Below are 20,041 nucleotides of genomic sequence, written 5' to 3'. Positions count from 1 at the left end.
ATGCCCCACCCACCCCACACCGTTCAATGCGCAGTGGGTGGGGCCCGCTCAGCCCGGATTTCGGATTCAGGAAAACACAGGACAACGCCATGAACACGCCGACCGCCGCCCTGCTTTGCCTGCTCGCCCTGTGCGTCAGTGCGGGCGTGCGCGCCGACGACCTGATGGAAAACGATGACCTGGCGCCCAACAGCGCCGATCTCGGCGAACTGCCGCCCCCCGTGGGCCAGCAAGCCCTGATCGACCAGAACGGCCAGGTCAACCTTTCCCTGCTCTCACAGAACGGTCAGTCGCTGCTGGGCAGAATCGTGCAGTCGGGCAGCAATCAGGAGGCGTACATCCTGCAACAAGGCAGCGACCTGATGGCCTTGATCACCCAAAACGGCTCCGGCAACGCCGCGTCCATCACGCAAACCGGCAGCCACAACCGTGCGCAGATTTCGCAAAACGGCAACAACAACGACGCCAGCATCGAGCAGGCGGGCACGGGGCTGCAAAGCGCCGTGACCCAGTCGGGCAACGGCATGAGCGTTTCGGTCAAGCAATATCGCTAAGCACTGCAATCATCGGAGAGTTCATCATGTTCAAACTGACGCCCCTCACCGCCGCCATCCTGGTCATGATCAGTGCCCAGGCCATGGCCGACGACAGCATTTCCACCCAGAGCCAGCTCGGCACCGCCAACATCGCTGATGTGAAGCAGACCCAGGCCCCGTTCAGCACCGCGACCCAGACCCAACTGGGCCAGGGCAACAACGCCGCCGCCGTGCAAGACACCGCCACCAGCGTCATCACTCAGGACGCCGTCGGCGATTACAACGCCGGTTACGCCGAACAGCTGTATGAAGACAACAGCACCATCACCCAACAACAGACCGGCGCCTTCAACACCGCCCACGCCAGCCAGTCCCTCGGTTTCGGCGCCGGCAACCAGGCCCTGCAACAACAGCAAGGCACCGGCAACTTCTCGTTCGTCTACCAGGACTCGCAGAACGGCAGCGAAGGCAAGACCTTCCAGTTCGGCGACAGCAACGAAGCCAACATCGAGCAACTGTACGAAGGCACCGGCAACAGCTCGGTGATTACCCAATACGGCACCGCCAACTACGGCACCGCCGAACAAGTACTGCACAACGGCGGCCAGATCGGCATCAACCAGGCCGGTGAAACCAACTACGCCTATGGCGACCAGCGCAACGGCACCGGCGGCAACATCACCATCAACCAGTTCGGCAACCTCAACGGCAGCGAAATCTGGCAAGACTCGCAACTGGCCAGCCAGGCCACCGTCAACCAGCACGGCGACAGCAACGAAACCGTGGTCGACCAGAGCTATGGCGAAAACAACACCGCCGCCGTCACCCAGGTCGGCAACACCAACGCCATCTACGCCGACCAGTTCGAGTCGGTCAACTCGACGCTGGCGCTCTATCAAGTCGGCAACGGCAACGTGCATTACACCTACCAGAACGGCGACAGCCACACCCTCAACGCCACCTCGGTGGGCAACGACAACAAGGTCTACGCCAGCAACTGGAAAGGCCCGCAACACGGCGGCCAGTTCGGCAGCAACCAGCGTGCGACGGTCAATCAGGCCGGCAACGGCAACATCGCCAGCTTCACCCAGGACGGCGTCGGCCACATCATGACCACCAACCAGACCGGGACCGGCAACAAAACCACGGTCAGCCAGGCGGACTCCTACAACGAGCTGTACTTCGATCAGAACGGCAGCGACAACATCCTCATCGCCGACCAGCGCGGCACCACCAACCTGGTTCAGGGCTCGTCGAACGGCTCGGGCAACAGCGCCGAATTCGATCAATCCGGCACTGGCAACCAGGCCTACACCGCGCAGCTGTACGGCAGCGACAACATGATCACGGTCAAACAGGCTGACACCATGAACGTGGCGTACGTGACCCAGGGCGGGACCGGGAACATTGCCAATGTGGATCAGAGCGGGATGACGCAGACCGCGAATATTCAACAGTTCGGGTCGGCTAACCAGGCGACAGTGTTGCAGCAGTAAGGGTTGGGTGTTGGAAAACCGCGACCTGTTGAGGGTCGCGGTTTTTTTTTGCGCTGACGCTTGAGTGGCGTCCTACGGAAAACATACCGTTTTCAGAAAATCGGGGACTTTTCTGACGAATTCTGGCGGTTGGCCGTCGGAAGTGCAGGCTCTAGGATTTGCCGGGACAACTTGATCCTCATGGAGCTTGGCCAACATGCAATTCATCCAGACAGCGACGACAGCGATACCGTTACCGAATAGACTTCCAGGCACCAAACCCGGAGGTTCCATGATCGACCCGTCTTTGATCGACCCACTGTGCCCGGTTGTTTCGGATCTTGGTCCCGAGGAGCAGGCTGCGAGTTATGACCGTTGGTTTCGGGCCGAAGTACAGGCCTCTCTCGATGATCCGCGTCCGAGTATTCCCCATGAGCAAGTGATGGCGGAAATAAACGCCTTGATGGAATCAATGCGCAAAAGCGCTGATGCAGATTAAGTGGCGACCCAAGGCTCGGGTCGAACTCTCGAAAATACTGAAGTACATTGGCGAGCGAAATTTTGTAGCGGCGACAGCACTTCACAAGTCAGTCGTAAAAACTACATCTGCGCTTCCTTGGCATCCACACCTGTATCGCAAAGGTCGCTCTCCCGGCACTCGGGAGATTGTGGTAAGCCCGAACTATCTCGTCGTTTATCAAGTGGCGGACCGAATTGAGATTGTGAGCATCTTGCATGCGCGTCAGGAATACCCTCGACGCGACCCCAGTTAAGATCGCGTCCTCGTATCAACACGAAAAACCGTGCTTCCCGTGGAAGTACGGTTTTTTTGTATCTCAGTACTCAGCTAATTGAGATGAAATATGCGGTTTATAGCGGCTCGAGCCTTCTTGCCGTCAGCAACGCAAAGCACTTATATCGCCTCAAGCTTTCTTCGTTTTTCCTCCATCAGGGCCGACATTTCAGCAATCACCTGCTCATTCGGAATGCTGGGTCGTGGGTCATCGATTGAAGCCTGTACTTTGGCAATCAACCAGCGGTCGTAGCTGGCGGCCTGCTCTTCGCTTTCGAAGTCCGCAACGACTTCTGAAATCAGGGGATTCATGGTGGCTCCAGTTTGAATGTGAAAAACGCGACCCATTACTGGGCCGCGTTTTTTTTATTGGGGATGTGCTGGATCAGCCCTTCAGTTCGACGTGATCCAAGGCCTGATTCACGGCCAGTTCACCCAGCATGAGGATCTGCGCGATGCCCAGGGCGGTTTTTCGGTGGGCGGGGTCGAGGGTGGCGGCGAAGTTGTTGAGCATTTCGCTGGCCGAGCCCAGGGATTCGCTGGCGTTGGCGAGCAGGGATTCGGTGTTGTAGGCCGGGTTGGCGAAGTACATCGGGGCGGGTTCGTTGACGCTGCCCATGATGTGGGCGCCGGGGCAGAGGTAATGATCGAGGGCGCGTTCGGCGGCTTCGTGGAGTTTTTTCGAGTTGATGGAGGTGTATGGGGAGGTTGGGTCGGTTTCGAGGTTGGATTGGGTTTCGGGTGGGTTTGGCGTTGGTTTTTTCATGGTCATTTCGTCCTCATTGATGATTGCAGCCGGCCCAATCGACTTCCAGGAAGAATGGGTGGCAGCTGTACGCGGGCTGGAAATCCGGGGGAGAACGCGACCCGGCAGACATAAATGTCTCCCGCGCACAGCCGCCATAACAGCGTGCACACAATGAAGGTGCGCAAGCATACGTTATGAACAGCGTTTTCGCCTTCTCACATTCCCGGGTTTCCAGGCCCGGCCGCTGAATTGGCAGCGACCGAAACAGGCTAGAGCCCGCGCTTCCGACGGACAACCTGAAAACCTTGTGGGAAGGATCGCTGAAACAGACACAACTTTTAAACATTCGAGAATGGGACGCGGAGCGTCCCGGGCTGCATTCCCACGCGGAGCGTGGGAACGATCAAAGCAAAAGCAATCCGCTTTTCGCTTTTCGCTTCTCACCACTCAACACAATGAGCGTTAGCTCGAGTAAAGCTTTTGACGTGCTGGCCCCTTCGGAAGGCTGAGTGGAGGGATTCATCCGGGGGAGGGAGCGCAGCGACCGTGCGGCGCAGCCGCATGCATCGAGAGGAGGTGCAGCGAAGCAAACCGTAGGCGATGCCCCCGGATGAATCCCGGAGCGAAGGAACCCCGAGCCCCAGCGAGGGGCCGAACGCCGGGGCCCAGACCTTTGGTTACTTTGGGGCGTTTGCCAAAGTGACCCGCCGTAAGGGCGGAACCGTCAGCGGCCGCACCCAAAGAAACGGATATTCACACCCCCCAAAGGAACCTGGTCGGCCCAAAGGCCGCCACGTTCACTCCGCATCCGGATCAATCTTGTTCTGAGTCAGGTACCGATTCAAAACATCATCCTGCGAAGGCGTAGAAGCATCCCCCGCCACCTGCCACAACCGCCGCTCAATCCCCTGCGCCAGCAAATGCCCCACCGCCGCCTCGATCGCCGACAACACACAAAGCTGAGCCGGCTCATTGGTCGTGTACCCCGCCTCAGCCTCAAGCAACTTCTTGAACTCGATAAACTTGAACACCCCGGCACTGCGTGCCACCGAATAAATCGTCTTGCTGGTCATCACATTCGCCAACACCTGCCCGCTGCGCACATCCACCGCGCGCAAATTCACAGTCACCTGATCCACCCGATACTCCCGGGTCAGATCAATCCCCAGATACCGCGCCCCTTCCCCACCGCTGCGCACGTTAGTGTCGTAAGCGATGATCCCGCCCTCGAGCATCATGTTCGCCGCCTGCAACGGTGGCAGCTCACCCTGAATATTCACCGGCGTATTCGGCTTCTTCTGCGACGCCCGAATGATCTTGCGTTCCGTCAGCAGGTTCTGCAGACCTTCCCGCTCAAGCACCACAAACCAGCCGCTGGCCTGCATGGCGTCCATCAACATCGACGCCGCGCCCTGGGTGACGCTGGTGGAAAACGAACTGGCCGGGGTCGGTTTGTACTGCCCGGTCTGGTCACGGAAGCCGTACACCACCGCCATCAGCCGGCCCTTGGGTCGCGGCATTTTCAGCAAGTCGTAATAAGTCGAGGCCCTGGGGGTCAGGGTCGGGGTCTCGGTGTCCTGCTCGGCCGGCATCGGCTCGCGCAGACTGCACCCTTGTAATGCTGCCAACATCAGCCCTAGCGCGATTATTTTTTTCATGTCCATCACTCCCCGGAACCGTCATCCCGTCATGGATTGAGGCCGTTCACCTGAATTTCGGAAACTTCGCCACTCGCTCGGTCGGTCACTTCAATCGTGAGTGCCCCCGAGTCATCAACGACGTTGACGATAAAAGCGTCGGTAGACAGGCTCCCCGTGTTGCCGGTGGAGATGTTGTCCAGCAGTTGCCCCAGCAACCGCGACTGCAATTGACTGGTGAAACGTTCGAGTGCCGAGGTGCCGGCCACCGTCGAGCGCTTCTTGAGATCCGGATCGTCGTGGTCGTTTTGTGCCTGGGCGTTGTTGAGCAGCCAGGTGCCGTTGAGCGGGTTGCCGCCGAACGACGGGTTGACCGGCGTGTAGACCAGTTCGGTGGCCTGGACGGCAGCGGCGCTGGCAAGCCCGATCAACAACCCCGAGATCCAGAATCCGCTGCGCCGTGAGAACGTTGTCGTGTTCATAGTTCGTCCTTCTCAAGGTCGGTGGTGTCCTGCAACAGGGCTTCCAGCTTGCGCCGGACGACCTCCAGGCGAACCGAGTCGGCGGCCTCGTAGGCCTCGTCCTTCAGTTCCACGGTGTTCGGCGGCAGGAAGCGCCGATACACCAGGCGTTGTTGATATTCGACGGTCACAAGGCTGCCCCAGCGCGCGTCGGGGCGCTCGCGCACCACCAGGTTGAAATCCATGCGGCTGGTGTCGCGCAGGCGTTCGCTGAACGAGTAGTAAAAGTCGTGGCCGATGTGCGAGATCGTGTCGTCGACGATGAAGCCCATCATTTCGTCTTCCTCGCTGGCGATGGCGCAGGCCGCCGCTAGCGAGAGGATCAACGCGCACCACCCTTTTGCGTTCATGGCTGCAACGCCTGCGGCAGGGCCGACTGGCCTTTGGCCGGCCCCCCGCTGCCGGAGCCGGCGCCATCGAGAAAGGCTTTCTCGGCCACGAACTGCCAGTCCGAATAACGCTGCATGCCCTCGAAATCCGACCACTGCGACGGGAAGTCCGCCTGCTTCAACGGCACCTCGGTGGAGGCACTGTTGATGCCGGTGATGCGCCCGTCGAAGCCGCGTTGCAGTGCCCATTCGCCGCCACCGATCGGGTCTGGATAGAGTTGGCGGATATGGTGACGCGCCTCGGGAAAACGCTCGTCATCGAGCAGGTCCACCAGTTCTTTCGGGTACTGCGCCAGCCCCGGCGAACTGCGGTAGTAGCTGCGCAGCGCCTGGGCGTATTGGGTGCCGACCCACAGCAGTTGCTTCTCGCGATCGCGGCGCGACACGGTCGACCACAACTCGCCGGCACTGGCCAGGCCCATGCCCATGATCACGATCAGGAACAGCACGCCCAGGTAGGTGAACCCACCCTGCTCCGCGTGCTTACCACTCGGAATACTGGCTGCCATCGCGCGCCCTCCCGGTAGCTCCGCTCTTGATGTCGGCAACGCCGCCCGCCACGCCGTCCGGTGGAGCGATCAGCACCCATTGGTCATTGCGTTCGGTGATCGGGTCCAGCGGCGCGTTGCGCAGGTAACGCATCTCCACCAGTTGCTCAATGGAGTCGGGATAGCGCCCGGTGTCGCCGTAGTAGTGATCCAGCGCCTCGCGCATGGCCGACAGGCTCTGGTGCAACGTGGTCTCTTTCGAGGCCTCAAGGCTGTTGAAGTAGCGCGGCAAGGCGATGGTCATCAGGGTCGCGATGATCGCCATCACCACCATCAGCTCGAGCAAGGTAAACCCCTTTTCCCGGCGCATGAGAGTCACCACTCGCGGTACGCGATGCCGTTGAGACCCTTGCCCCGGGCATGGGAGTAGACGTCGAACACGTCCTCGCCATCGCGCGGGTTCTGGGCCGAACTGTTGTAGGCCCGCAGGCCCCAACCGCCGTTGTCGTCACGCTTGGCCGGCACCAGCGGATCCCGCGGTATCCGGCGCAGAAAATAGAACTTCGCCCCCTTGGCGCTGCGCACGTCGCGCACGCCTTCGACCAGCACTTTCAGGTTCGGCGGATAGCCGCTGCTGTTCAGGGATTTCTCGATGTAGCCGGCATCGAAGGCACGCTTGTAGGCGTCGATGCCATCGCGGATCTGATACAGCGCGGTACGCAGTTCCTGCTCCTTGCCACGCCGTACCAGGGTTTCGGTCAGCGGCGCGGCCATGCCGGCCAGCAGGCCGATCAGGGCCAGCGTCACCACGACTTCGATCAAGGTAAAACCGCGCTGGGAGGCGTTCATGATCAAGGCTTCTCGACGGTCACGTGAGTGGTTGCCACGGCCGCTTCACCGACTGCACGAGGCTGCGCGGCAGGCGCTGGCATGGTGTAGTTCTGCGAACGGTCCGGCGCCTGGATGTGCATGCTGGTTTCGGTACCGGTCGGGAATTCCATGTCCGACGGGCTCTGGTACGGCAGGTTGCGCACGATCCGTGGGGTGATCGAGAGCACCAGTTCCGATTTGCCGATTGTGTCCTTGTTGCTGCCGAACAGCCGGCCCAGACCGGGAATGTCGCCGAGGCCCGGAATCTTGTTGCCGGTGGCGCCGTGGTCGTTGCGCATCAGGCCGGCGAGGATCTGGGTTTCGCCGTCATGCAGACGCAGCGAAGTCTGGGCGTTGCGGGTATCGACCTGCACCGGAATCGTCCCCTGGCGGGTCGGTTCCAGCGGTGTGGCGTTACTCACTTCCAGGGCGATCTTGATCGCCACTTCGTTGTTCAGGTGCACGGTCGGCTGCACTTCGAGCTTCAGGCCGACGTCGAGGTAGGTCACGCTTTCGGTGATCACCGGGCCTTGAGTCGAAGGCACCGAGGTGGCGCTGATGATCGGCACGCGCTGACCGATGTGGATGCGCGCCTGTTCGCGGTTGCTGACGCGGATCACCGGGCTGGCCAGGGTGTTGATGTCGTTGTCCTGGGCGTTGATCTTGGCTTGCGGCGACGGCGAGATCGAAATCCGGCTGGAGTTGATGCCTTTCAGTTGATCGAGAATGGTCACCGCCGAACCGTCGCTGTTGACCACCCGAAGGTGTTCGGCCATTGCAGGCCGAGGTCGAGAATGCGCTGGGTGGCAACTTCCATCACTTCCACTTCCAGCACCACTTCGGGGTTGGACTGGTCTTGCGATTGCAGGAGTTTCTCGGCCATGCGCACCGCGTCTTCGGTGTCACGCATGGTCAGGGTGTTGAGGCGTTCGTCGACGAACACGTCGCGGGTCTTGAGCATGGTTTTGATCATGTTCAGCGCGGTGTTGGCGTCGATGCTGGTCAGGTAGAAGGTGCGCATCACCAGCTCTTGATAGTCCTTCAGCTTCTGCGGCGAGTCCGGAAAGATCAGCAAGGTGTTTTCGTTCACCACTTTCTGGTGCAACTGGTTCTGTTGCAGCAGCAGTTGCACGGCGTCTTCGATGCGCACGTCACGCACGAAGATCGTGGCTTTCATGTCCGGGCGCAGGTCCTTGTCGAAGATGAAGTTCAGGCCGGCGACCTGCGACAGCACTTCGAAAATGGTCTTGAGGTTGGCGTCGCGAAATTCCAGGGTCACCGGGCGGTCGAGCCGGGTGCGCAGTTGCGGGTACTGGACCACGTTGCGGCTCTGCACCAGACGAATATTGCCTTGCAGCTCCAGCGCGCCTTCGTTGGTCGGGTCGAGTTCGAGTACCTGTTTCACCTGGCGGTCGGCGCCGTAAATGTCACCCCGGCGCAGGTCGCCACGGGCCAGTTCGATCTTTTCGTCCATGCTGCGCAAGTATTCGAGCTGGCGCAGTGCGTCCTGGGCGCGGCGGTTGTTGGGCTCGATGGTCAGCACGCGGTTGTAGGCGGTACGCGCCGAAGCGAAATCGCGGCGGGCGCGGTCGGTGTCGCCGGAGGTCAACAGCGCAGTGATTGCCTTGGCCCGGCCGCTGTTGAGCAGCAGGTGCAACTCGGTGTCGCGCGGATTTTCCCGCAAGCCTTCCTCGATCCGGGCCAGGCCCGCCTCGTACTGCCCCTGTTCGATCAGGTCGGCGGCTTCCTTGTTGGCGACCTGCGCGGAACTGCACGCGGCCAGCCCGGCACACAGGCCCAGGCTCATCAGCAAACGGGATCTGTTCATTGCGTACTCCCCACAGACAAGGTCTGCGACAAATGCAAAGGCAGGTAGACCAGGCTCAGCTCCAGATCGGAAATCGCCGCAATCTTCCAGGTGTCGTCGATCACATCCCCGCTGCGCACGACGTAGATTTTCTCGCCGTCCTGCAAAAACACCTGCAGGTCGCTGCGGTCATGCAGCCTGCCGACGAACTGGAACGGCACCGGTGGCAGGCTCGGGGCTTGCACCACCGGGGTCGGGTTGATCGCTTGTTCGGTGACCGTCGCCAAAGTCGGCGCGGCCTTCCAGGATTTGCTCGCAAACAGATCGCCGGCCGGGCTCAGGTCCTTGATCGGCGCCGCATCCGCCTTGGCGCTGCTGGCGGGCAAGGCGCCACGGGCAGTGGTTTTCGCCGGGCTGGCCACGGCAACCTCGGTCGAATCCGCCTCGTCGCTCGGCGAGAAATATTCCGGCAACCAGGCCAGCGCCGCCGCCACGCCGAAGAACGCCACCCAGCCGGTTATGCGTTTGCTGTCCATCACGACCTCGACAGATAGAGGGTCATACGGATCCGGCCGCTGAGGTCGGTGTCGGCGATTTTCTTGCGCTGAAATTCGACGTCTTCCACCACCACCGCCGGCAACTGGCCGAGCAAGGCGTGCAGGAAGCGGCGCAGTTGCGGGTAGCTGCCGCGCACCGGCAACAGGATCTGGTAGCGCGCCAGATGCGTCTTGGGATCGACGCCGAGGGCGTATTCACCGCGCGCCAGGGTGATGTGTTCCTGAGCGGCCAGGGCGTAGATGCGGTCGATGGCGACTGTGGCTTGCGGCTGGGCCGGCAGCTTGTTGCGAAAATCGTCGAGCTGACGTTGCGGCACCAAGGGCGGCGCGATGCTGCCGTCCTCGACTCTGGCCAGGTATTCGCTGGCCTCTTGGGTTTGCTGGCTGAGCTGTTGCAGCGATTGCCAGCCCGGCAGCAAACCGCCGAGTGCCCAGGCAACCGTGACCAGCAGCAGCGCCAGTCCGGCCAGGCCTGGAACACCGAGACCTTGCAGGTACTCGTGAACGATCAGTCTAGGGATTCGCATCGCCCATCTCCCAGGTCGCCGACAGGTTGAATTGCACCGGTTGCTCCGGCGATTTGACGACGATTTCGTGGCTCAGCAGCGACACGTCGGACAGCTCGTCACTGGCTTCCAGCCGTTTGTGAAAATCCAGCATCGCTTGCAGATCCCGCGCCTCGGCGCTGATCCGCACCTGGCCCTTGCGTGCATCCGGGGTCAGGGTCAGCAAGGCGATGTCGTCGCGGGGCATGGCTTCGAGCATGGCGAACAGGCGTTCCCAGGGGCGGCGCAGTTGCTGCGAGACCTTGCGCATTTCGGCGAGGTTCTGCGCCTGCTCGCGGGTTTCTGCCGGGCTCAGCGTGGTCTTGGCGCCGCTGTCGCCGGTGAGCTGGCGCTGGGTGTGTTGCAAGTGACCTTGCTGTTGTTCGGCCTGATCGTCGAGGTGCTGCTGCACGCCGAAGCACGCCAGCGCAAGGAATACGCCGCCGCCGAACAGGCTCCAGCCCAACGGGCCGGAACGCGGACGAGGCTGGAAGTCAAGGTTCAAGGCGCGCATGTCAGGCCACCGCCCGGGACATGACGTACAAGGCGTCACGCACAGTCATCGATTCGTCTTCGAGGGTGCGCAGGTGCACCCCCGCCACAGCCGGTTGCGCATCGAGGCGTGCCGGGGCGTGCAGGTAAACGTTGAAGGCGCGCTCGCTGGTGGAAGCTTGCAGTTGCCGTTCGCGACCGATCAGCGCGCTGAGTGCCGCGTCGCTGTCGCTGCCGCCCACCGAGCGCACCGACGACCAGCGCCCTTCCCTTGCCAGCAGCAACACGCTGCGTTGCGGTTCGGCGACGATGAACAGGAAGTCGCCGGCGTCGAGGCTTTTGTCGAAGCGGTTGAACGCAGTCATCAGGTACGGCTGCACCGAGCGCAGACGCAGGCCGCGACCCGTGACCAGCGTGCGCAGGCGTTCCAGCAAATCCTGCGGCAAGGCGCTGGCGATCCGGTCATGCCCGGCCGGCTCGGCCGACAGCACCAGACTCCACGGTTGGGTCGGTGCGCCGAACAGGTCTTCGAAGCACAACCGGGCGAAGCCGCGCAGTTCTTCAGGGCTGCTGATCTGTTCGCTCCAGGGCACCAGGCAAAAGCGGCTGAAATGGCCGGAGATCACCACGCTCAGCTCGGCACCGGCGCGGGTGTGTTCGCCGAGCAGACGGTCGAGGGTGTCCAGCGCCACCGCGTAGCTCTGGAAGCCTTCGTCGATGTAGCCGACGCTGCCCAGCCACAGGGTGTCGCTGCCCCGGCGCTGGCCGAGGCCGACACCGCTGGCGCCGAGCACGGCGATGAATTGATCACGCGATAAAAGTGACACGATTGATCTCCTCCAGCGTGGTCCGACCGTGCTCCACCAGTTCCAGTGCCGATTCGCGCAACAGGCGCAAACCACGGGCGCAGGCCAGGGCTTTGATCTGGGTGATGGGTTGGCGCTCGACGATCATCTGCCGCAGTTCGTCGTCCAGATGCAGCAGCTCGGCAATCGCCGTCCGACCGCGATAGCCGCTGCCGCGGCAGTGGCCGCAACCTTTGCCGTGGACGAAGTGGTAGTGATCGACTTGCTGTGGATCGAGGCCCGAGGCACGCAGCTCTTCATCGCTCGGGTTGACCGGAGTGCTGCAACTGCTGCACACCAGCCGGATCAGGCGCTGGGCGAGAATCGCGTTGAGCGCCGACACCAGACTGTAGGGGTCGATTTCCATCTGGGTAAAACGACCGATCACGTCGAACACGTTGTTGGCGTGAATGGTGGTGAACACCAGGTGCCCGGTGAGTGCCGATTGCACGGCGATCTGCGCGGTGTCCGGGTCGCGGATCTCGCCGACCATGATCTTGTCCGGGTCGTGACGCAGGATCGAGCGCAGGCCACGGGCGAAGGTCAGGCCCTTCTTCTCGTTGACCGGAATTTGCAACACCCCCGGCAGCTGATATTCCACCGGGTCTTCGATGGTGATGATCTTGTCCACACCGTGGTTGATCTCGGTGATCATCGCGTACAGCGTGGTGGTCTTGCCGCTGCCGGTGGGGCCGGTCACCAGCACCATGCCGTAGGGTTCGGCAGCCAGACGGCGCAGTTGCCGCAGGGTTTCGTCTTCAAAGCCCAGCGCCTGAAGTTGTACGCCGCAGACCTTGTCGGCCAGGTCCTGTTTGTCCAGCACCCGCAGCACCGCGTCTTCGCCGAAGATGCTCGGCATGATCGACACCCGGAAGTCGATCTGCCGGCCGCTGATGCCGATTTTGAAGCGACCGTCCTGGGGCACGCGTTTTTCGCCGATGTCCAGTTCGGCCATGACCTTGACCCGCGAGATCACCTGCTCGGCGAACTCGCTGCCCTGGATCTTGCCGATGTTGTTCAGCACGCCGTCGATCCGGTACTTGATCACCAGGCCATGGCCGGTGGTGCCGAGGTGGATGTCGCTGGCGTGCATTTTCAGCGCGTCGTACAGGGTCGAGTTGACCAGTTTCACCACCACGCTCGAGTCTTCGCTGATGCTGGTCAGCGACAGGCTTTGCAGGGTGTCGGTCTCGCTGCCGGCATCGGCCTGGGCGTTGAGCGATTCGACGGCGTGGAAGCTTTCTTCGTGGCGGGCCAGATAGGCCTTGAGGTCGTCGGCGTGCACCAGGTACAGCGGCGCGCCGTGCAGGCATTCGTCGATCCAGGCCAGGCGCGACGTGTCGAAGGGGTCGGCGAAGACGCCGATGACTTCGTCGTTGTGGCGCAGCAGGATGAATTCACGTTTGAGGCATTGCGCGAGGGTGACCCGGTCGAACACCGGGGTCGCCAGAAACAGCGTGTCGGTGTCGAGCACCGGGTAATGCAGGGTGGCGCCAAGGCTGGCAATGAACGGCATCGGCGCCAGCTCACAGAGCACGGCCAGCGCATCGAGCACCCGTTCCCCGGAAGTGCTGGCCCGTGCCCGGGCCTGGGCCAGTTGCTCACTGGAAAAGCGGGGCGGGGTCTGTGCCTCCTGTGGAGGAGTGACCGACAGCGGTTCGACGACAACGGACAGACGATCCATGGCTTGCTCTCCAACACCCGGGGCTTGAGGCCCTGACGGCGCGGGAGGCGGGTTCGGCGAGTGCCGGAACGTCTATCGCGCCATTACTCCCCGGTGAGCATTTGATCGTCGTCCGGTGCCATGGCCTCCGACCGGTTTCGTCGGCGGTCCGCCAGCACCCAACTGCCATCGTACAACTGCAACGGGAAGCTCTCGGTCCTGCTCTGGCGTCGTTCGACGAAGCCTTCGGATGGGCTCGCACCGGGTTTCTCTTCGCGCTGGATCCCCAGAAGGTCACAGACAGCTCGGGCCAGTTCCGCCAGTGGAAACGGTTTGAACAGGATGTGACTGACCCCCAGTTGCCGCGCCCGCTCACAGACTTCAGCGGTCGGGTGACCCGTTATCAGCACGAAATGACACGTCCTGTTCTGGCGGACCGCGTCGAGCACCTCGAACCCTTCCATATCGGGCAAGCGGTAATCGAACACCAGCACGTCGGGGGCGAAAGTCTCGGCCAGGCCGATTCCCTCTGCGCCGTCATGTGCAATCCGGACTTCCAGCCCTTGCGCCGACAGATAATCCTGAAGGTTCTGTGCAAGCAGCTGTTCGTCTTCGACAACCAGTACTTTGTTAACCAAGGTGGACTCCCTGAAACCTCAAGTGCCGGCAATTGAAATTCAATGACCCGAACCTGCTGGAGTGCGCCTCACAAGAGGTAACGCACACTTCATGCCAGGCTGAGTGCCGGTAATTTTTTGTCTTCATGTCCTTGAATTGAATGGAAATGCCCGCTCGTCCCGGTACCCCGTTCCCCAGAAACGGGGAAGCACCTGAATGGGCATCGAAGCCATTCCCCACTTTTGGGGGGGAACCTTCAGTCGTCGTCAATTCGTTCGATCCTGTTCTCTGCCCGCAACTGCGCGAGCACCTGACGACGAGCCTGGGTCTGTTGCTGTCGGGCGAGGTACGCCCTGACTGTTTCCAGCCCTTGCTCCTCTGGGACATCGGCCGCCTCCTTGTGGTTCTCGACAAAAATCAAATGCCAGCCGAACGGTGTACGCACCGCCTCGCTGACTTCGCCAGGCTTGAGGGCAAACGCCGCCGTTTCAAAGGCCGGCACCATTTGCCCACGGGCGAAATACCCCAGGTCCCCGCCCTGGCGGGCGGTGACATCTTCCGATCCCGATTGGGCGACGCTAGCAAAGGTTTGCCCCTCAGCGATAGCCGCCCGCATTTGCATCAAGCGTAGCCGCGCCGCTTCAACCGTGGCGGCGTCGGCATCGCCGGCAACCTTGATCAGAATGTGCCGGGCCTGCACCTGCTCCGGCGCGCCCATTTCAGCGCGGTGTTCTTCAAAGAAAGCCCGCACCGTTTGCTCGTCCGGGGCCTGGACCCGGGTCAGCTCGGCGAACATCCGCTGCGCCGCCAGTTCGCGGTGGGTGTACTCGGTGAACGAGGTCTCGTCGAAACCGGCGTCTTGCAAACGCTGGAGGAATTTATCGGTGCCACCGATCGCGGTACGGGTCTGCTCGACCTGATCGCGCACCGTTTGCTCATCGATCCTGACCCCGCGCTTGCGCGATTCCTGCCAGAGCAGTTCCTTGTCGATCAACGCATCCAGCGCGGCCTGCCGCAGTTGTTTATAGGCCTTCGGGTTGCGGATGCTCGCCACCGCGCGGCCTTGATCTTCCAGGTACTCGGCGAAATAGCGTTCCAGGCGAAACCCGGAAATCGCCTCGCCGTTGACCCGGGCGGCCACCGGTTCATCGTTCGCGAGCGCCACCGACAACCAGCCTGTCAGCAGCAAACACAGGGTTTTGAGCTTCATGATCAGGGCCTCCGGTCAGGGCGTGGCAATAATCGGTTTGTAGGGAGCGACTAGGTAAAAACGCTGGTCGGGCAAGTCAACGGTGACCACGTGCGCCCCGCTCAGGCCTGATCGTCGGCCGGGGCCGAAGCTCAGGCGCGGGGTCAGGCCGGTGTCGAAGTCGTGCAGGCCTTCGAGCGCCGCCACCAGTTTTTCGCGGCTGGCGTCGCGGCCGGCCTGCTTCATGCCTTCGCTGAACAACAGCATCGAGGCGTAAGCGCCGACTTGCAGCACCGCGTGCTGGGCGCCGAGGCCCTGATGTTCGCGCAACAGCGTCAGCGCCATGCGCCCGGCCTGGGTCCAGTCGCTGGGCACGAACGGATACGCCAGAAACACTCGCCGGGAAAATCCCTCCGGCACTTGCAGCAGATCCCCCGCCACCTGGCTCGATGCGGCAAACAGATAAGGCACCTGCCCGGCATTCTGCAATCCGGTCGCCAGCCGACTGAAACCACCACCGCTGCCCAGGTAAAACACCGAGCGTGAGCCCAGCGGCAAGCTGTCCGCCGCCGGGTCGTAAGCCTGCAGATGGACTTTTTGCCAGCCGTGATCCTGCAGATAACGGCCGAGGGTCTGCGCCGCCAGCACTTGCGCCGGGTCATCGGGATAGGCGATCAGCGTCGGCCCTTGCAGCACGCGCAGACTGGCGGCAGCGTAGTCCGCCAGCGCGATCAACTGTTCGCGCAGACCCGGCAGCGGTTCGAAAATCTGCGGGCTGGCCTGTACCGGGCCGAGCAGCGACATGGCGCCGATCAACGGCACACCGGACTGTTCCAGGCGCGGCGCCAGCTCACTGTCCAGCGCCGGGGCCAGCGGTGCGATCAGGGCGAAGACTTTTTCCTCATCGATCAGCCGTTGCAGGGCCCGTTCAGCACTCGCGCGATCCGGGCCGGGATCGGCCACGGTCAGGCGCAACTGCCGGCCGTGAATCCCGCCGGCCTGATTGATCCGCGCCACGCTGCCGTTGAGCACCGCCGCGATGGTTGCGCCCTCCTCGGCCAGCGGCCCCTGGCTGGGCAGCAAGGTGCCCAGGTGCAAGGTCTGGTCATCTAGCCCCGGATCGCGGTCATCGGCCAGGCGTTTGAGGTAGGCGGTGAGGTTGCGCTGATCCTTCATCGACAGCAGAAAGCGCGGCATGCTCGGGTCGAGGCGATTGTTGCCGGGGTCGCGGCCCTGCTGGATCACCTGCGCCAGACTGCTCTCGGTGTAAGCCGGGTAATGGCGGCCATTGATTTGCTGCTGACCGTGGACGCTGGTCAGCCGCGACCAGTTGAGTTCCGGCGGACGCACCCCGCCTTCGGGCCGACCGAGACCGTCGGCGCCGTGGCAGTTGGCGCACGGCAGGCTGGTGGCCGGCAGCAACACATCCGCCGCGCCGACCCGCGCCATGATCGGTTCGCCGCTGGCGGACAAACCTTCGCGGTACAGGCGCTTGCCGGCGCTTTCTTCATCGGTCAGCGGCAACGCGGCCGCGCCGAGGCTGACGCCAGCGAGCAGGATCAGGGCGAGGACGCGGCCGAGGTTCATGGCGCGGACTCAGCGGCCGGCCACGGGCATTGTCAGCAACTGCAAGCGCTGGGCAATGGCGGCGGCCGGGGCATCGGGACGGATTTTGCTCCAGCGTTTGTTGGCGACATCGCCGACGATCAACTGGGTCGAGTGCTGCTCGGGCGTCGGCACGATCTGCCCGATGCGGCCCAGCACCAGGTCCATCTGCGCCTTGTCGCCGGTGAGGAAAAGCCAGTGAGGGTCATCGGCACCCTGCTTCAAGGTGTAAGCCTTGAGCACCGCCGGCGTGTCGCGCAGCGGATCACTGGTAAGGGAAATGAAGGTGATGCCGTCGGCCTCGTCGCCCAACAGCTCGCGGACTTCCTTGAGCTTGCGGGTGATCAGCGGGCAGGCGTCATTGCAACGGGTGAAGATCACGTTGAGCAGCACCACGCGGTTGTGCAGCGCGTCGCTGTAGAAACGCTGGACGTCACCGTTCTGATCCAGCAGCGGCGTGTCGGTGAACCAGGTTTTCGCGTCGTGGGTGCCTTTGGCCGGTGCCGGCGCAGCGCTGGCCGTTGTCGGTGCAGGTTGTTCGTGGCCTTCGTGGGCCAGGGCCATGGCGCTGAAAATCCAGAAACACAACGTCAGGGTGATCCAGTCCAGGGTTCTCATGGTTGTTGCTCCATGGCAATCGCGGTGTGTTTGGCGTGGGTGCGCAGGCCGCTGAGTTTCTCGACTTCCCTGGCCAGCAATGCCGGGTCGGTGAAACCGTAATAGCGCGTCCAGTGGCGGCTGTTGCCGTCACCGACGAGGATCAGCGGCTGGTGATTCTTGAAGTCGCCGCTGAAACTGCCGAGGCCCTTGAGGGTGGCGGTGATCGATTGCGGCGAACCGGTGAGCCAGCTCCAGCCCGGGCCTTTCTGGAAGGTGCGGGCGTAATCCTGCAAACGTTTCGGGTCATCGCGCTGCGGGTCGATGCTGATCGACACCAGTTGCACTTCGGTGCCGACCCGGGCACCGAGCTGTTTCTGCACCTTGCCCATGATCGACGAGACCACCGGGCACACCGTCGTGCAGCTGGTGTAGATGAAACTCATGACCACGATTTTGTTGTGCACCAGATCCTGCTCCAGGTGCACGGTCTTGCCGTTCTGGTCGAGCAGCGGCACGTCGGCGAATTTGACCTGGGCATGCTCCTGGCTGTTGGCGACTGGGGCCGTGTGCCCGGCATGCTCGTCCGCCGAGTGGGCGCTGGCCTGCTGGATACCGACGGTCAACAGGCACAGGGTCAGCAGGCCACGGGATGCAAATCGGTTCATGGTCGTTACCTCGTCACTGGGTCTGGCCGGGCAGCACCCGGACACTGGCAAATGTCTTGTCGTCGAAACCGGCGCCCAGCGAGGCCGCGCGCACATGCAGGTACCAGGCGCCGCTGCGGTCGAGGGTCACCGGCGCTTCGTACACGCCGTCGGCGACTTCCTGTGCCGCCACTTCGCGGGGGCGCGAGGTCGGCGCGAGGAAGTAGCGCAACTGCACGTCGGTCACGCCGCTGCGCTGGATCTTCTGTTTGCCCTGGACGATGCGAAAACGCACCACGTACGGGTCGTTGAGGGCCACGGCGGTCTTGTCCAGCAGGAACTCGACTTTGGGCACGCCCAGATGTTTTTCAGGCGCGCCGTCGGACGCTATCTGCGCGGTGAAGCAATGAATGATGTTTGGCTGGTTGAGCAGGAACGCCACGTCGAAGCGCCCCGCCGCCGGCAGCTTGACCCGTGCGTTGTAGAGCCCCGGCGATACCTCGCGCAGGCTGCGGTCGATCACCAGCGCGGCACGGGCGATCTGACCTCGGTTGGGGTAACCGGACATCGGCGCGTTCATGCCTTCGGCGTAGAAATAGGTGGTGTTGTCCACCGGGTTGACCACGAACACCGCGTTGTCATCGCGCGATACCGCGAGGCTCGACGCCAGCGGCAGGTCCCCGGCCAGCCGTGGCGGCTGCGGCCCGGCCTCGAAACCCTGAGTAATCGGCTGACGCCCTTCGCCCAGCGAAGACAGGTTGATCATGGTGACTTTCGGCGAGGCCAGTCCGCGCACGTAGGCATAGGCCTGGGTGAACACCACTTGATAGGGTTCGGCTAAAACCTCCAGGTCATGGATCGCCGAATCGTTGGCCGCGTCGATCACCGTGGCGCGGTTCTCCACCGTGTTCAGCACCACGCCAAAACGGCCGTCGGCGCTGAAACCCATCGGGCCGAGGCCCTGTTGCAGCTTGATTACCCGCCTTACGGCGCGGCTGTTGCTGTCGATCACGGTGACGGTGCCGTCCTTGCCATCGGCCACGTACACCGCGCCGGACAGCGGCGAGTACGCCACCGACAGCGGGCTGGAACCGGTTTGCACCTGTTGCAGCAGGCTCAGGCTGGCGACGTCGATGACGCTGAGGGTGCCGTCGTCGCGGTTGCTGACGAAGGCGAAACGGCTGTCCTTGCTGAAGGTGATTTCGTGGTGGCCGCGACCGGTCGCCAGGTGTTTCAGCGGTTTGAGGCTCTGGGTGTCGATCACCGTGACGCCTGACGCTTCAGCCTTGCTTGCGTTGTTGCCGACCCACAGCAGGCGCTCGTCCGGTTGCAGCGCGACTCGCACTGGCTGGCTGCCGGCGGCCACCGAGTCGATGACCTTGAACTGCTCGCTGTCGATCACCGCCACTTCTCCCGCCGCCGGCATCGACACGAAGACCTTTTTGTTGTCCTTGGGCGTGACCCAATCCATCGGCGATTGCTTGAGTTCGATCCGCGCGAGCGTGCTGGTGATGCCGCCGACCGAGACAGAGGGATCGACCACCGAAACGCTGGCATCGCGGTTCATCACCAACAGGAAATAGCTGTTGAGATCGAGCAATGGCCGCGCGCCGATGTTGGATTTGAGGAACGTGCCGACCCGCGACTTGCAGCTCTGATCGCGGCCCTGGGCCTGATCGGCGGCAACGGTTTGCGGATCGATCCACGCCCCCGGCGCCACACCGGACAACGGCTGGCCGGACGCGCCGTCCGTGACGCGAAACTGCACGTCGGCGAACTCGCCCTCACGTAACTGGCCGTCGCTGGCCAGCGGCTTCAGGTTGAAGGCGATCGATACGCCGTCGCGGGTCAGCACCTGCCCGGCGCCGGTTTGCGCCAGGGCTATCTCGCTCAGCGTCAGCAGCGCGCCGGCCATCGCCAGCAGGCAGATGCCGATAATGTTGATGATCCTGTTCATGTCGCTCTCCCCTGACACATTGTCCGAAACACCACCGCCCTGTGGGAGCGAGCTTGGTCCGG

At 62.6% G+C, this 20,041-nt stretch carries 23 protein-coding genes and 1 pseudogene; 4 read left to right on the top strand and 20 right to left on the bottom strand.

Translation table 11 applies throughout. The features are described 5' to 3' along the window. The first annotated feature begins 89 nt into the window (after nucleotides 1–89). From I5961_RS10420 to I5961_RS10405, 4 genes are all read left to right on the top strand, one after another. Complete coding sequence (locus I5961_RS10420; protein ID WP_227235133.1) at nucleotides 90–554, top strand: curlin; 465 nt, start codon at nucleotides 90–92, stop codon at nucleotides 552–554. Nucleotides 555–580: 26 nt separating this feature from the next. After that, entirely contained in the window at nucleotides 581–2,032 is a 1,452-nt protein-coding gene (locus I5961_RS10415) for a curlin (protein ID WP_227235132.1), read from the top strand. A gap of 271 nt (nucleotides 2,033–2,303) precedes the next feature. Further along, nucleotides 2,304–2,510 (top strand): antitoxin, encoded by a 207-nt coding sequence (locus I5961_RS10410; RefSeq protein ID WP_103387228.1) that lies wholly within the window; start codon nucleotides 2,304–2,306, stop codon nucleotides 2,508–2,510. Beyond that, nucleotides 2,500–2,784 carry a type II toxin-antitoxin system RelE/ParE family toxin gene (locus tag I5961_RS10405; protein ID WP_080770598.1) on the top strand — a complete coding sequence of 95 codons (285 nt, stop codon included), beginning with the start codon at nucleotides 2,500–2,502 and terminating at the stop codon, nucleotides 2,782–2,784. The genes I5961_RS10410 and I5961_RS10405 overlap by 11 nt, the downstream gene beginning before the upstream one ends. Before the next feature lie 140 nt (nucleotides 2,785–2,924). Here I5961_RS10405 and I5961_RS10400 read toward each other — a convergent pair whose 3' ends face one another. From I5961_RS10400 to I5961_RS10305, 20 genes and pseudogenes are all read right to left on the bottom strand, one after another. Further along, the gene (locus tag I5961_RS10400) at nucleotides 2,925–3,116 is read right to left on the bottom strand and encodes an antitoxin (protein WP_085698598.1); all 192 of its coding nucleotides are present in this window, start codon (nucleotides 3,114–3,116) and stop codon (nucleotides 2,925–2,927) included. Between the two features lie 73 nt (nucleotides 3,117–3,189). After that, complete coding sequence (locus I5961_RS10395; protein WP_227235130.1) at nucleotides 3,190–3,570, bottom strand: DUF6124 family protein; 381 nt, start codon at nucleotides 3,568–3,570, stop codon at nucleotides 3,190–3,192. A 779-nt stretch (nucleotides 3,571–4,349) separates the two neighbouring features. Then, nucleotides 4,350–5,210 (bottom strand): CsgG/HfaB family protein, encoded by an 861-nt coding sequence (locus tag I5961_RS10390; protein ID WP_227235128.1) that lies wholly within the window; start codon nucleotides 5,208–5,210, stop codon nucleotides 4,350–4,352. Between the two features lie 29 nt (nucleotides 5,211–5,239). Then, nucleotides 5,240–5,671, bottom strand: a complete 432-nt coding sequence (locus tag I5961_RS10385) for a curli assembly protein CsgF (protein WP_007956141.1) — start codon at nucleotides 5,669–5,671, stop codon at nucleotides 5,240–5,242. Continuing rightward, nucleotides 5,668–6,060, bottom strand: a complete 393-nt coding sequence (csgE, locus tag I5961_RS10380) for a curli production assembly/transport protein CsgE (RefSeq protein WP_085698595.1) — start codon at nucleotides 6,058–6,060, stop codon at nucleotides 5,668–5,670. The genes I5961_RS10385 and csgE overlap by 4 nt, the downstream gene beginning before the upstream one ends. Then, entirely contained in the window at nucleotides 6,057–6,608 is a 552-nt protein-coding gene (locus I5961_RS10375) for a type II secretion system protein (protein WP_085704853.1), read from the bottom strand. Before I5961_RS10375 ends, csgE begins: the two co-directional genes overlap by 4 nt. Then, on the bottom strand, nucleotides 6,583–6,957 hold the full coding sequence (locus tag I5961_RS10370; RefSeq protein WP_011333435.1) for a type II secretion system protein: 375 nt from the start codon (nucleotides 6,955–6,957) through the stop codon (nucleotides 6,583–6,585). The genes I5961_RS10375 and I5961_RS10370 overlap by 26 nt, the downstream gene beginning before the upstream one ends. A gap of 5 nt (nucleotides 6,958–6,962) precedes the next feature. Next, a complete protein-coding gene (locus tag I5961_RS10365) occupies nucleotides 6,963–7,436 on the bottom strand; it encodes a type II secretion system protein (RefSeq protein WP_007956136.1) in 474 nt (157 codons plus the stop codon). A 2-nt stretch (nucleotides 7,437–7,438) separates the two neighbouring features. After that, nucleotides 7,439–9,285 (bottom strand): annotated as a pseudogene (locus tag I5961_RS10360) (secretin N-terminal domain-containing protein). Further along, complete coding sequence (locus I5961_RS10355) at nucleotides 9,282–9,800, bottom strand: hypothetical protein (protein ID WP_085704849.1); 519 nt, start codon at nucleotides 9,798–9,800, stop codon at nucleotides 9,282–9,284. The pseudogene I5961_RS10360 and the gene I5961_RS10355 overlap by 4 nt, the downstream one beginning before the upstream one ends. Continuing rightward, entirely contained in the window at nucleotides 9,800–10,348 is a 549-nt protein-coding gene (locus tag I5961_RS10350; protein WP_227235126.1) for a GspMb/PilO family protein, read from the bottom strand. Before I5961_RS10350 ends, I5961_RS10355 begins: the two co-directional genes overlap by 1 nt. Beyond that, a complete protein-coding gene (locus tag I5961_RS10345) occupies nucleotides 10,335–10,880 on the bottom strand; it encodes a PilN domain-containing protein (RefSeq protein ID WP_085698589.1) in 546 nt (181 codons plus the stop codon). The genes I5961_RS10350 and I5961_RS10345 overlap by 14 nt, the downstream gene beginning before the upstream one ends. 1 nt (nucleotide 10,881) lies before the next feature. After that, nucleotides 10,882–11,685 carry a hypothetical protein gene (locus I5961_RS10340; protein ID WP_085704845.1) on the bottom strand — a complete coding sequence of 268 codons (804 nt, stop codon included), beginning with the start codon at nucleotides 11,683–11,685 and terminating at the stop codon, nucleotides 10,882–10,884. Continuing rightward, nucleotides 11,666–13,387, bottom strand: a complete 1,722-nt coding sequence (locus tag I5961_RS10335) for a GspE/PulE family protein (protein ID WP_085704843.1) — start codon at nucleotides 13,385–13,387, stop codon at nucleotides 11,666–11,668. Before I5961_RS10335 ends, I5961_RS10340 begins: the two co-directional genes overlap by 20 nt. Nucleotides 13,388–13,470: 83 nt before the next feature. Further along, entirely contained in the window at nucleotides 13,471–14,004 is a 534-nt protein-coding gene (locus I5961_RS10330) for a response regulator (RefSeq protein ID WP_085698586.1), read from the bottom strand. 236 nt (nucleotides 14,005–14,240) lie between these two features. Then, the gene (locus tag I5961_RS10325) at nucleotides 14,241–15,194 is read right to left on the bottom strand and encodes a peptidylprolyl isomerase (RefSeq protein WP_085698585.1); all 954 of its coding nucleotides are present in this window, start codon (nucleotides 15,192–15,194) and stop codon (nucleotides 14,241–14,243) included. 15 nt (nucleotides 15,195–15,209) lie between these two features. Then, nucleotides 15,210–16,760: an ABC transporter substrate-binding protein gene (locus I5961_RS10320; RefSeq protein WP_227235124.1), complete on the bottom strand. Its 1,551-nt coding sequence runs from the start codon at nucleotides 16,758–16,760 to the stop codon at nucleotides 15,210–15,212. 9 nt (nucleotides 16,761–16,769) lie between these two features. Beyond that, on the bottom strand, nucleotides 16,770–17,396 hold the full coding sequence (locus tag I5961_RS10315; protein ID WP_227235122.1) for an SCO family protein: 627 nt from the start codon (nucleotides 17,394–17,396) through the stop codon (nucleotides 16,770–16,772). Beyond that, nucleotides 17,393–18,043, bottom strand: a complete 651-nt coding sequence (locus tag I5961_RS10310) for an SCO family protein (RefSeq protein ID WP_227235121.1) — start codon at nucleotides 18,041–18,043, stop codon at nucleotides 17,393–17,395. Before I5961_RS10310 ends, I5961_RS10315 begins: the two co-directional genes overlap by 4 nt. 13 nt (nucleotides 18,044–18,056) lie before the next feature. Next, on the bottom strand, nucleotides 18,057–19,979 hold the full coding sequence (locus I5961_RS10305; RefSeq protein WP_227235119.1) for a YncE family protein: 1,923 nt from the start codon (nucleotides 19,977–19,979) through the stop codon (nucleotides 18,057–18,059). Nucleotides 19,980–20,041 lie beyond the last annotated feature (62 nt).

Origin of the sequence: Pseudomonas sp. IAC-BECa141 (genome assembly GCF_020544405.1) — a bacterium.
GTDB lineage: Bacteria > Pseudomonadota > Gammaproteobacteria > Pseudomonadales > Pseudomonadaceae > Aquipseudomonas.
Note: the sequence above shows the minus strand (reverse complement) of the source record. Positions and strands in the feature narration are given on the sequence as shown.

What these genes read in the sequence shown, in the direction of transcription:
- I5961_RS10420 (WP_227235133.1), top strand. Translation starts at nt 90, where the DNA reads ATGAACACGCCGACCGCCGCCCTGCTTTGCCTGCTCGCCCTGTGCGTC.
- I5961_RS10415 (WP_227235132.1), top strand. Translation starts at nt 581, where the DNA reads ATGTTCAAACTGACGCCCCTCACCGCCGCCATCCTGGTCATGATCAGT.
- I5961_RS10410 (WP_103387228.1), top strand. Translation starts at nt 2,304, where the DNA reads ATGATCGACCCGTCTTTGATCGACCCACTGTGCCCGGTTGTTTCGGAT.
- I5961_RS10405 (WP_080770598.1), top strand. Translation starts at nt 2,500, where the DNA reads ATGCAGATTAAGTGGCGACCCAAGGCTCGGGTCGAACTCTCGAAAATA.
- I5961_RS10400 (WP_085698598.1), bottom strand. Translation starts at nt 3,116, where the DNA reads ATGAATCCCCTGATTTCAGAAGTCGTTGCGGACTTCGAAAGCGAAGAG.
- I5961_RS10395 (WP_227235130.1), bottom strand. Translation starts at nt 3,570, where the DNA reads ATGAAAAAACCAACGCCAAACCCACCCGAAACCCAATCCAACCTCGAA.
- I5961_RS10390 (WP_227235128.1), bottom strand. Translation starts at nt 5,210, where the DNA reads ATGAAAAAAATAATCGCGCTAGGGCTGATGTTGGCAGCATTACAAGGG.
- I5961_RS10385 (WP_007956141.1), bottom strand. Translation starts at nt 5,671, where the DNA reads ATGAACACGACAACGTTCTCACGGCGCAGCGGATTCTGGATCTCGGGG.
- csgE (WP_085698595.1), bottom strand. Translation starts at nt 6,060, where the DNA reads ATGAACGCAAAAGGGTGGTGCGCGTTGATCCTCTCGCTAGCGGCGGCC.
- I5961_RS10375 (WP_085704853.1), bottom strand. Translation starts at nt 6,608, where the DNA reads ATGGCAGCCAGTATTCCGAGTGGTAAGCACGCGGAGCAGGGTGGGTTC.
- I5961_RS10370 (WP_011333435.1), bottom strand. Translation starts at nt 6,957, where the DNA reads ATGCGCCGGGAAAAGGGGTTTACCTTGCTCGAGCTGATGGTGGTGATG.
- I5961_RS10365 (WP_007956136.1), bottom strand. Translation starts at nt 7,436, where the DNA reads ATGAACGCCTCCCAGCGCGGTTTTACCTTGATCGAAGTCGTGGTGACG.
- I5961_RS10355 (WP_085704849.1), bottom strand. Translation starts at nt 9,800, where the DNA reads ATGGACAGCAAACGCATAACCGGCTGGGTGGCGTTCTTCGGCGTGGCG.
- I5961_RS10350 (WP_227235126.1), bottom strand. Translation starts at nt 10,348, where the DNA reads ATGCGAATCCCTAGACTGATCGTTCACGAGTACCTGCAAGGTCTCGGT.
- I5961_RS10345 (WP_085698589.1), bottom strand. Translation starts at nt 10,880, where the DNA reads ATGCGCGCCTTGAACCTTGACTTCCAGCCTCGTCCGCGTTCCGGCCCG.
- I5961_RS10335 (WP_085704843.1), bottom strand. Translation starts at nt 13,387, where the DNA reads ATGGATCGTCTGTCCGTTGTCGTCGAACCGCTGTCGGTCACTCCTCCA.
- I5961_RS10325 (WP_085698585.1), bottom strand. Translation starts at nt 15,194, where the DNA reads ATGAAGCTCAAAACCCTGTGTTTGCTGCTGACAGGCTGGTTGTCGGTG.
- I5961_RS10320 (WP_227235124.1), bottom strand. Translation starts at nt 16,760, where the DNA reads ATGAACCTCGGCCGCGTCCTCGCCCTGATCCTGCTCGCTGGCGTCAGC.
- I5961_RS10315 (WP_227235122.1), bottom strand. Translation starts at nt 17,396, where the DNA reads ATGAGAACCCTGGACTGGATCACCCTGACGTTGTGTTTCTGGATTTTC.
- I5961_RS10310 (WP_227235121.1), bottom strand. Translation starts at nt 18,043, where the DNA reads ATGAACCGATTTGCATCCCGTGGCCTGCTGACCCTGTGCCTGTTGACC.
- I5961_RS10305 (WP_227235119.1), bottom strand. Translation starts at nt 19,979, where the DNA reads ATGAACAGGATCATCAACATTATCGGCATCTGCCTGCTGGCGATGGCC.